At 47.1% G+C, this 9,649-nt stretch carries 8 protein-coding genes, 1 tRNA gene and 1 pseudogene; 5 read left to right on the top strand and 5 right to left on the bottom strand.

All coding sequences use genetic code 11. From position 1 onward, the window contains the following. Positions 1-239 precede the first annotated feature (239 nt). From AC3DOM_RS11645 to AC3DOM_RS11635, 3 genes and pseudogenes are all read left to right on the top strand, one after another. Positions 240-731 (top strand): annotated as a pseudogene (locus tag AC3DOM_RS11645) (methylglyoxal synthase). Positions 732-846: 115 nt separating this feature from the next. Beyond that, positions 847-1,536: a phosphate signaling complex protein PhoU gene (gene phoU, locus AC3DOM_RS11640; protein ID WP_487919215.1), complete on the top strand. Its 690-nt coding sequence runs from the start codon at positions 847-849 to the stop codon at positions 1,534-1,536. Further along, a complete protein-coding gene (locus AC3DOM_RS11635; RefSeq protein ID WP_487919214.1) occupies positions 1,533-1,955 on the top strand; it encodes an arsenate reductase ArsC in 423 nt (140 codons plus the stop codon). Before phoU ends, AC3DOM_RS11635 begins: the two co-directional genes overlap by 4 nt. A gap of 169 nt (positions 1,956-2,124) precedes the next feature. Here the strand turns inward: AC3DOM_RS11635 and AC3DOM_RS11630 are convergent, their stop codons facing one another. The 5 genes from AC3DOM_RS11630 to AC3DOM_RS11610 are packed head-to-tail and all read right to left on the bottom strand — an operon-like array spanning position 2,125 to position 8,669. Further along, positions 2,125-3,474, bottom strand: a complete 1,350-nt coding sequence (locus AC3DOM_RS11630; protein ID WP_487919213.1) for a sulfatase-like hydrolase/transferase — start codon at positions 3,472-3,474, stop codon at positions 2,125-2,127. Positions 3,475-3,476: 2 nt separating this feature from the next. Further along, positions 3,477-4,865 carry an ATP-binding protein gene (locus AC3DOM_RS11625; protein WP_487919212.1) on the bottom strand — a complete coding sequence of 463 codons (1,389 nt, stop codon included), beginning with the start codon at positions 4,863-4,865 and terminating at the stop codon, positions 3,477-3,479. Continuing rightward, complete coding sequence (locus AC3DOM_RS11620; protein ID WP_487919211.1) at positions 4,783-5,424, bottom strand: DnaD domain-containing protein; 642 nt, start codon at positions 5,422-5,424, stop codon at positions 4,783-4,785. Before AC3DOM_RS11620 ends, AC3DOM_RS11625 begins: the two co-directional genes overlap by 83 nt. Before the next feature lies 1 nt (position 5,425). Then, positions 5,426-8,134, bottom strand: a complete 2,709-nt coding sequence (locus AC3DOM_RS11615) for a replicative DNA helicase (RefSeq protein WP_487919210.1) — start codon at positions 8,132-8,134, stop codon at positions 5,426-5,428. Next, positions 8,097-8,669 carry a bifunctional nuclease family protein gene (locus AC3DOM_RS11610; RefSeq protein ID WP_487919209.1) on the bottom strand — a complete coding sequence of 191 codons (573 nt, stop codon included), beginning with the start codon at positions 8,667-8,669 and terminating at the stop codon, positions 8,097-8,099. The genes AC3DOM_RS11615 and AC3DOM_RS11610 overlap by 38 nt, the downstream gene beginning before the upstream one ends. A gap of 99 nt (positions 8,670-8,768) precedes the next feature. Between AC3DOM_RS11610 and AC3DOM_RS11605 the strand changes: the two genes are divergently transcribed. Both AC3DOM_RS11605 and AC3DOM_RS11600 read left to right on the top strand, forming a co-directional pair. Further along, a tRNA-Pro gene (locus tag AC3DOM_RS11605) sits at positions 8,769-8,843 on the top strand. Positions 8,844-8,994: 151 nt separating this feature from the next. After that, complete coding sequence (locus AC3DOM_RS11600) at positions 8,995-9,324, top strand: hypothetical protein (RefSeq protein WP_487919208.1); 330 nt, start codon at positions 8,995-8,997, stop codon at positions 9,322-9,324. The last annotated feature ends 325 nt before the right edge of the window (positions 9,325-9,649 follow it).

Genomic DNA, 9,649 nt, shown 5'->3' with positions numbered 1-9,649 from the left:
CCTCCAAACAGCGATGACCTGGAAGACCAGGAAATAATATTGCTTAATCAAGATGGGTTGGAGCAAGCCTTGAAAGCAGGCGAATTCAAGATCTTGGCCTGGACAACTGTTGTAGCATTGTCTTTGGGTTATTTGGCTGAGTAAAATATTCCGTAAGGCTAAAAAATAATTATGTCACACCAGAAACTAAACTAGTAAATTAGTCAACTAAAGATTAACTAAAAAAAACTGGAATAGAAATATCAGTAAACGCAATCCCTTTACCGAAAAAGAAACAAATTGCGCTCGTGGCGCATGACCACAAAAAGAAGGATTTGCTCGAATGGTGTCTTTTTAATAAGTCGACATTAGCGCGACATCACCTTTATGCAACGGGAACAACAGGAAGCTTTTTAGAAGAAAAATTGGATTTGCCAATCACAAAACTAAAAAGCGGCCCACTAGGCGGCGACCAGCAGATCGGTGCGAAAATTGCGGAAGGGGAAATTGAGATGCTGATCTTTTTTTTGGATCCGCTCTAACCCCAACCCCATGACCCTGATGTGAAGGCTCTCTTACGTATCGCACAGGTATGGAATATTCCCGTTGCGAATAATCGCTCTTCTGCTGATTTCATGATCTCTTCGCCTCTAATGCAAGAAATATATGCCCGAAAAGTTTCAGTCTACGAACGAGGATTGAAAGATTTAGAAATTGAAAAAGATAAAAACGAAAAGATTAAACCAAATTAGCAATAGTAGACCGGAATGCATTCCAGATCCCGAATCCTTTTCGAAAATTATGCGGGTTGCTTTGGATTAATTCCAAAAATGGTTATAATAGCCTCCACACGAATTGAGGTATATCATGCGAAAAACATTTGAACACGAAATCCAAAAACTAAAAGATGGGATTCTTGAAATGGGGAGTATGGTTGAGCAGGCAATTCTGGGCTCTGTTGAAACGCTAAAAGAAAGAGATATCCCCCGCTCACATGCCATTTATGATAATGATGAGTTGATCAATGAAAAGCGCTTCGAGATTGAGAACGCGGTCATGATCGCCATCGCTACCCAACAGCCGATGGCCCATGACCTGCGCCTCCTCGCATCGATCCTTGAAGTGGCAGGTGAACTGGAGCGTATGGGAGATTACGCAAAGGGGATTGCCAAGATTAATATTCTTATTGGTGAGCAACCTTTACTAAAACCCCTTGTTGATTTACCCATCATGGCTGAAAAATGTGCCTCCATGCTTCATCGCGCGTTAACGGCTTTCACGACAGAAGATTTGGATGCTGCACGCGCTATCCCCGCTGAAGATGATGAGGTCGATGCGCTCTACACAAAAATATACGAAGATTTGATTGCTTTTGTGATCAAAGATCCCAAAGCTCCAAAAATTTTGGATCGTGCAAACAGGCTGCTTTGGGCAGCGCATAATCTGGAGCGTGTTGCTGATAGGGTTACAAATATATGTGAGCGAACGATCTTTATTGCCACAGGGTCAATGGAAGAAATCGATATTAGCGACGACGAAACCTCACTTCCTCAGTGATAAATAATCATAAAACTGTGCTTTTTCTGTGCACCGGTAATTCCTGTCGTTCACAGATGGCAGAAGCTATTATAAACGCCCGCCTTGGAGATCAATGGCGGGCGTTTAGCGCAGGGACACAACCATCAGGGTATATACACCCTTTGGCGCTCAGGGCGCTGGCCGAGATTGGTATTAAGCATGAGGGAGTTTCGAAAACTGCAGATAAATACCGTGATCTGGATTTTGATCATATTATTACTGTTTGTGATGATGCGGCGGAAAATTGCCCGATTTGGCTTGGGTCAGGAAAACGTGTTCATATTGGATTTCTTGATCCTGCAAAAGCGACCGGAACAGAGGTGGAAAAGTTTAATCTCTTTCGCCAGGTTCGGGATCAGATTGAAGAACTCATTCTTGGATATTTATCAGAGCAGTAAGCGGGATAAAAAAGGACCAGATTTTGTTTTCTTTTAAAATATCGCTAGAATATCTCCTCATTATTTTGGACGGAGGGAGCGCTCTGGTACCTGATCTCCTTTCTGAATACCGGTTGTGTTCTGTTGTTCTACGATTTCGCTAGTACGTGGTAAGGGAGGGGAGATCGGGTCACTTCTCGCGTACTTGGTCAAGCGAATTTTTCAGCTTTTCGATGATTGGCTGATACTCAGGCTGATCAATCCCATTTGATAATTGGTAGGGATCCTTTTCAAGATCATAAAATTCAGATTTATCGCCTTCCGTTTCTGCGTAGACGTAATTGCCAACATGATACGCAGCATAATGACCGCGCCCAGGCCAGCCCTCGATCAAAACCCCATCGCGCAGACTATCGCCTGTTTGCAGAAGGGGAACCAGAGATTCTCCTTCTACCTCAGGTGGAATTGGAATTCGGGCGAGATCATAAAGCGTGGGTGCAATATCAATATTTGAAACAGGTTTTTCTTCCAAATAAGGGGTAGGTACGAGCGGGGGATAGCGCAAGGCGAAGGGAACACGGGAAGCCTCTTCGTAGAAAGAGTTTTTTGATGCCATTCGATGCTCCCCCCAAAGCTTTCCATTATCAGACAAAAAGATGATCACGGTTTTATCCAGTAGCTCTTCTTCTTTCAATTTATTGATAATGCGCTCAATATTTCGGTCTAGCGAGCGTAAGGTGAGTAATTGATCATTGCGAAATTCATTAATCTCGTGGATCGCCTCATCGCTAAGTAAGGGTTCTTTTTCCTGGATCCAATTTGGTTTATCTGAGACATCCTCTTCATTGAAGTTGGGCGGAAATTCAGGCAAATCTATGCTAAGAAATTTATCCTCATCTGCGGGGGTTGCGGGCGCATGAGGAGCATTGGGTGCAAAATAAAGACAAAAGGGTTTTTGTTTTCTTTCTGCTTTCTCAATAAATTCGATAACATAATCCCCAAAAACATCAGTGATATATTGCCCCTGATGACGTACCCATTCTCCATCAACCATGATGTCCGGGTTGTTATAGCGGCTTTGACCTCGTGAGATTGCCCGCCAATATTCGAACTCTGGCTTTGGTTTGTCCTTAACAGTCCACTCATTGAGATATTTCCCGACCATTCCTGTGTAATAGCCATCATCCTGCAGATATTTGGCGAAGGTTGTTTCGTTAAAACCCTCATCCTGATTTTCGCGTATATTATGTGAATGGGCATACATCCCTGTCAAAATACTGCATCGGCTGGGGCCGCAAAGGGGTGTAGTGATATAGCCATGATTAAAAGTTACCCCCTGGTCAAAGATTAATTCTTGCGTGCGCGGCATTTGCCACATTGAATCGTAACGTTGATCGTCAGTATAAATAATCAGAAAGTTTGGGCGCTCTTCCTTTAGCCCCGCCGAAACCAGCCATTTTTCACAAGAGGTCAATGTTGCTGCACCTGCTGTCAGTGCGCTTAACCGCAGAAAATCTCGCCTTGTAATATTCTTTTTCAATTTTACTTCCTTGTTTTTTTCTTCGTCGCCCCATAATAGGCCGGTACAGTGATTGCGTGGATCTTACACAGTCGATTATCCAACAAGCGTGAACGGATGCGTTCATCTATCTCATCGAGGGTATCTGCGGTAGTGATAACGGTCGGTAGTTCGGCATTATAACGATAAGTGAAAAGCTGATAGAGTTTCTCTCGCACCCAGGGCGTCATCGACTGTGTGCCAAGATCATCCAAAATTAACAAAGGCGCGGTACGAATCTCGTCGAAGCGGCGATCATAGCTGGTATCACTTTTTGGGCTAAAGGTTGCACGTAAATGATCGAGCAGATCAGGCACCATGATGAAGAGCGGTGGTGCACCAAGGCCTGCACGGTAATTTGCAATCGCCGCGGCGAGATGTGATTTCCCGCAGCCATAGCTGCCCATGAATATTAACCAACCTATTGGCTTTTCAGCAAAGCCATGAGCAGCTTTAAGCGCCTTTTCAAGGCTATTAACTTCCTTGGCCGTAAGTCCTTCATCGCGCCGTTCATCAATATTGCCAAAAGCTTTATTCGCCAGCAAATCAAGGGAAGAAAGCGCAGAATGCCCCATATCGTCGGTAGGGCGACGGTAGTCGGGGGAGTTGATGCGCACTTCGCTGACCAGTTCCGGATCCTGTAATCGTGAGCGGATGCGGGCTTCGATCTCATTCAGACTCAGGTTGGTGGTCACAACCAGGGATAATTTATTGATATAGCGATAATTGATGATCTGGAAGAGTTTTTCCTGCGCCCATTCGGTCGCATTTTGGGTGCCGAAATCATCCAGTATGAGCAATTTTGCATTGCGGATCTCGTCAAAACGGGCTTCAAAGGTTGTGTCTTTGGCGCTATAAGAGAAGCGCAACATATCCAGCAAGTCGGGAACTGTTAAGAAGAGTGTTGGGACTCCCATACTGACAGCAAAGTTGGCGATCGCTGCGGCCAGATGCGTTTTTCCACAGCCATAAGCCCCTTGCAGTAGGAGCCAGCCATTCAGTGATTTCGCATAGACGTTTGATTGATTGAAAGCCATTTCAATTGAGGTTGCGTGTAAATCACCCACGCCTTTCCGCCCACGCGGCAGGAAGCTTTCAAAGGTCAGGTCTTTTAGTTCATCCAAATGGCTGAGTGAGAAAAGGCGCTGGCGGACCTGCTCGGAGACATCATGGGTGCGACAGGTGCAAATCTCCAGCTTGCCAAAATCAGGATGGCCAGGTTCTACATCCGTGCGCAGATATCCCATTCCGCCGCAAAACTTGCAGTTCGGGTCACCGGGCAGGTCGTGGCTACTCGATAAAATCGGCGTAGTCGCCCTGGATGTACCGGTCGCGATTTTCTGAATCGTTTTTTCGATCTTGCTTTTTGCCATAGCCTTCTTCTTTCCAGCGTGTCAAAATGGCTTCCACATAACTCCACTTGCGGGCGTTCGCTTTTACCGCCAGCGCAATCGCTTCCTCTATTCTTTCCGCAGGATGTTCATCCTCCGCGTCTTTCAATGTATCTGCCAGAAGCGGTGTCAGTGGGCCAATATTTTCCTCATAAAGTTGATAGATATTCGGACGTGACAAAGGCGGAGCAGAACTTCCTTTTGACGGAATCCAGTCTCCAGCACGGGCGGATTCGGCGGCAGCCTTTCCACGTGGGGAGTTGAGGAAGTAGATCTCCTCCGCATTGACCGTGACCTTGAGCAGGCTTCCGCGCAAAATACATTTTTCCAATCCCGAAGAAATATCTGCCGCATCCAGCCCCTCGGCAAAATCCAGCTCCCAGAGGGGATGTGCCGCCCCTTCCATATTGGCGACACGCCACAAAGCGTAGAGGGTCACCTTGAGTTCGTTCAGGTCGTCGATTTGATCAAGCAACTCCTGAAAAAACTCGTTGGGGATTTGGGTGAAATTCTCTTTACCGGAGAAGCCCTTGAAGGTCATTTTACTCGTTGAAACTCACACGACGCGTGGCTGCATTTTCAAATTTTGCCAAATTCGGGCGGAAGATCAACTCGACCGAGCCAACCGGCCCATTTCGATGTTTGGCCACAATGATCTCGGCCACGTTTTGTTTCTGGGTATCCTTCTCGTATTGGTCGGGCCTATAGATGAACATAACGATATCGGCATCCTGTTCGAGGGAGTTATGTACGATAATATTATTGGCGACAAAATTATGATGATCAGGGACTGTCAAATCATAAACCTCTTCCTCGCCATCTGGCTCGATTGAGACAATCTTGTCCCAGTAGATATTGCTTTGGGATAAGATCATCAGTTCGCGAGATTGCACAATTGCAGCTACTTTTTTGCTCCGTTCGCGGCTTAAATTGGCTTTATATAATCCCGTGCCAGAATATGCCCCCCCCATTTCTGATTGCATTTGACGTGTGGTCATGCCAAGTGCCTGCATGGCAGGCACAGCATATTTTCGCCAGGCATCTTTAGGAATGACGTCAAGATTTGGGTTGCTGGTATGTAGTTCTAAGTAATCAACAATTTCCTGGAGTCGAGTTTTCTGATATGCGCCAACTGCACCAATTTTCCGGATAAATCTGAGTAAATCTGGTTTTCCTGTGAGAATGATATTATATTGATCTCGCCCTTTGCCATTTTGAGAGACTAGCCGTAACCGCGCATTGATCCCCAGACGAAGAAGGAGAGTTTGAACTTCCTGGGCAAGCTGCTGGCTACTGGATGCATAATAAGCTATGGGGCGTATCTTTTTGCCTTTGATAAGCTGAATACTGCCATCGGTTGCCCATAGATGGCGTAAAAATAGTGCAATTTGCTCTTCTGGTTGTTCGAAGATTATAGTGGGAATCTTTTTCTCGAAGGAGCGTAATCCAAATGCTTCCAGTTCGTCCAGCCATACAGATATCGCGTTTCGGACACCATGGGTATGATGCTTTGTTGAGGGTAGATAGACCTGATACCAGGTATGCTCTTTATTGATGCGCGGTTTAATTTCGTCACCAAAGGCATCTTGTGCCAGGTTAACTACTATTTCAGCCAGATCTTTTTCACGCGTAGTATATTGGATGGCATGACGAGGTAAGGTACAGCCATCGCCAATCAGGTGGGCGAGCAAAGCGATCTTTGCATTTGGCATGGTTGCTTTTTGGGAGAGTTGTTTCAACTCGCGAGGAACAGCGACAAAATCATTTTTACTCAGTTCATCCAGGCGTTTCCAGCCTTCCATAGTCAGGAACCGATGGTTTGCTGTTGCGCGGATATCTCTTCCCAGTCTTGTTTTTAGCAGAGATACCGGCTTTCTTCCTGTGGAAAAAGCGCGACTAACGGACATTTTATCCATTTTTAGTGTCGATGGGTTTAATGCCCAAATATCAAAGTTGGATTTGCCTTCAAGCGTTCGCAATTCGGTCTGGCGTCCGTTTTCAGCCAAAGTAATAAGAGTATCGCCAGCAAGACAGCCCGACTCACGCAGATCGGAGAGCACCGGGCGTTTATCGGCGCGCTGCTCAACAGCACGACTGAGCTGGGCTGCCGTCAGCACGGGGACATTGAGTTCACGGGCAAGCACCTTGAGACTCCGTGAGATATAGGAAACCTCCTGCACACGGTTGTCGTTGCGAGTGTCTCCGCCCATCAGCTGCAAATAGTCAACGATGACCAGGTCGAGGCCGTATTCCATATGCAGGCGGCGGCATTTGGTGCGCAGTTGTAAGGGGGTAACGGCAGGGGTATCGTCGAGGAAGATTTTTGTATCGGAGAATACTTCGATGGAGTGGGTAAATTTCGGCCATTCATCATCGTTGAGCTTGCCGGTGCGCAGGCGTTGTGAGTCGATGCCTGTTTCCTGCGAGATCATACGCTGGGCGACCTGTTCGTTGGACATTTCTAATGAAAAGATGGCGACGTGTTTTTTATGGGTAACGGCGGCGTTCCTGGCAGCTGAGAGCAGAAACCCAGATTTACCCTGCCCAGGGCGACCAGCGATGATGAGCAGATCGGAGGGTTGCAGGCCGGAAAGTAACCGGTCAAGATCGATAAAACCAGTCGGGACTCCAAAGAATTCCTCATCCCGTTTGGAGAGTTCGTCAATTGTGTCGTAGACCTTACTCATCACCTGCTTGATCGGTTGTACATCGTGCGTATTGCGACGTTCGCTAACGCTGAAGATCGCTTTTTCAGCCTCGCCCATCACATCGTCGATACCGGTTTCTTCGTCATAGGCCATTCTGGCGACGCTGTTGGCGGCGGTGAGCAGCTTGCGGCGCAGTGAATGAGATTCGACCACATGACCATAGGCATCCGCGTGGAGGGAGGTGGGGACCTGATTGACGAGAGAGGTCAGATATGCAGGGCCGCCGATCTCGGCAAGCTGATCCATGCGCGCAAGCTCTTCTGAAACGGTGAGCAGGTCGAGGGGCGTGCGTGATTCGTGGAGACGGGTGAAGGATTCCCAGATCCAGCGCAGGCGGTGGATGTAGAAATCATCCGCCTGCAGGAATTGGGCGACATCGTAATAAACCTCGGGGTTAATCAGAACCGCCCCTATGACGGCTTCTTCAGCTTCTCGGCTGTGGGGGACGCCGGGGGCAGCGATGGCGGGGGATGTTTCGGTGGGATGGATTTCATTCATAAGGGAATCAATCTTTGGGATCGGGGTCGTCATCGGGATTTTCATCCAGTTTTTCGTCATCCTCGTCTTTGTCGCTTTCCAGCTGATCAAAGAAATCTTCAAAGATGGAGAGACGATCATCGCCTGCTCCTTCGGGAGCATCCTCACCGATTGAAGAAGCCTGAACATCCTCCTCAGGGAAGATGCCAGCGATATCCAGGACCTCTTGATCTACCAGGATGGGGACATGAGCGCGGACAGCCATGGCGATGGCATCAGATGGACGGGAATCGATATTGATGATCTCCCCGTTGACTTCGGTAACGATATGTCCGAAGAAAATTTTCTCACGCAACGCAATGATTTCTATCCGCAAAATTTTAGCGCCATAGATGTTGATCACATTTTTGAGCAGGTCGTGGGTGAGGGGACGCGCCATTTCGATTTCCTGCAGTGCGACAGTGATCGCTTCGGCCTCGTAAGGCCCCACCCAGATGGGTAGATAGCGATCTGCGTCGAGTTGACGGAGGACGATCACTCTTTGTGGTGACATCAGGCTGACGCGAACGCTATCGATCTTAACTTGGATCATATTGGACATGCAAACTCCAGATTTATATGGGGATGTCTTGTATTCTATCATTATTCTTTTTGTGTTGCCAGAATACTAAAAAAAGACTATAATACCGCCTGCTCAAATCGGGGCGTGGCGCAGCCCGGCTAGCGCGCTTGCATGGGGTGCAAGAGGTCCCGGGTTCGAATCCCGGCGCCCCGACAGAGTTATCCTCCCACAATGGGAGGATTTTTTTATTAAGGCTCGAAATTCCCTGCTGTTTTATTGCTCCAAAAGATAATGCCCACCAATAAACGCGACAATTTTCCAAAAAGGGTGGTATAAAGGGTAAATCAATCCAAAAGGAGAAAAAATGTCTAAATCAAATTTACGAATGGCTATTCTGGTTTTGGGCCTGATCACCGGGGTGATCCATGCGATCATTCTCAATGTCCTGGAATTTGATCCGCTGATGCTTCTCAACGGTTTAGGTTTCTTTGTGCTGACCTGGGCCACCTTTGCCAATCCGAAATACCTGGCCGGGCGGCGCAAGCTGGTTGGCTATCTTTTCATGGCTTATACAGTAGTCACCATCATCGGCTTCTTTCTACTCAACCAGCCACCCTATGGGATCTTAGGATATATTGCCAAAGTTGATGAAGCTCTGCTCTTGATCGCTCTTTGGATGCATAAAGATAAGTGATCCAATTTCTCCGCTAACCAGCGGCCAAATTAATATTGACATACTTGCCCAAACTGGGAGGAGTTGAGGGGCCGCGTGGGGGGATCTGACCTCTAAATATGTCAACTATAAATTACAAATTGTAAAGTATAATGAAGGCGTCATTGACTTCTTAGACATTGACATTCTCCTCTGAAAACCTGACGGGGCTGTCGGGTTTTCAGCTTAATGGCTCGAATCCAGGGTTTTCCTCAAATAAATATTATCCTGATAGATAAATCAAAAAAAGTCCGTACAAACCTACGTCACTACCCTTTTGGGCATAATGCCCTTCAGGGTACTCGTG

This window comes from Candidatus Desulfolinea nitratireducens (assembly GCF_982879505.1).
The sequence above is the reverse complement of the archived record's forward strand: the minus strand, read 5'-3'. Positions and strand labels throughout refer to the sequence as shown.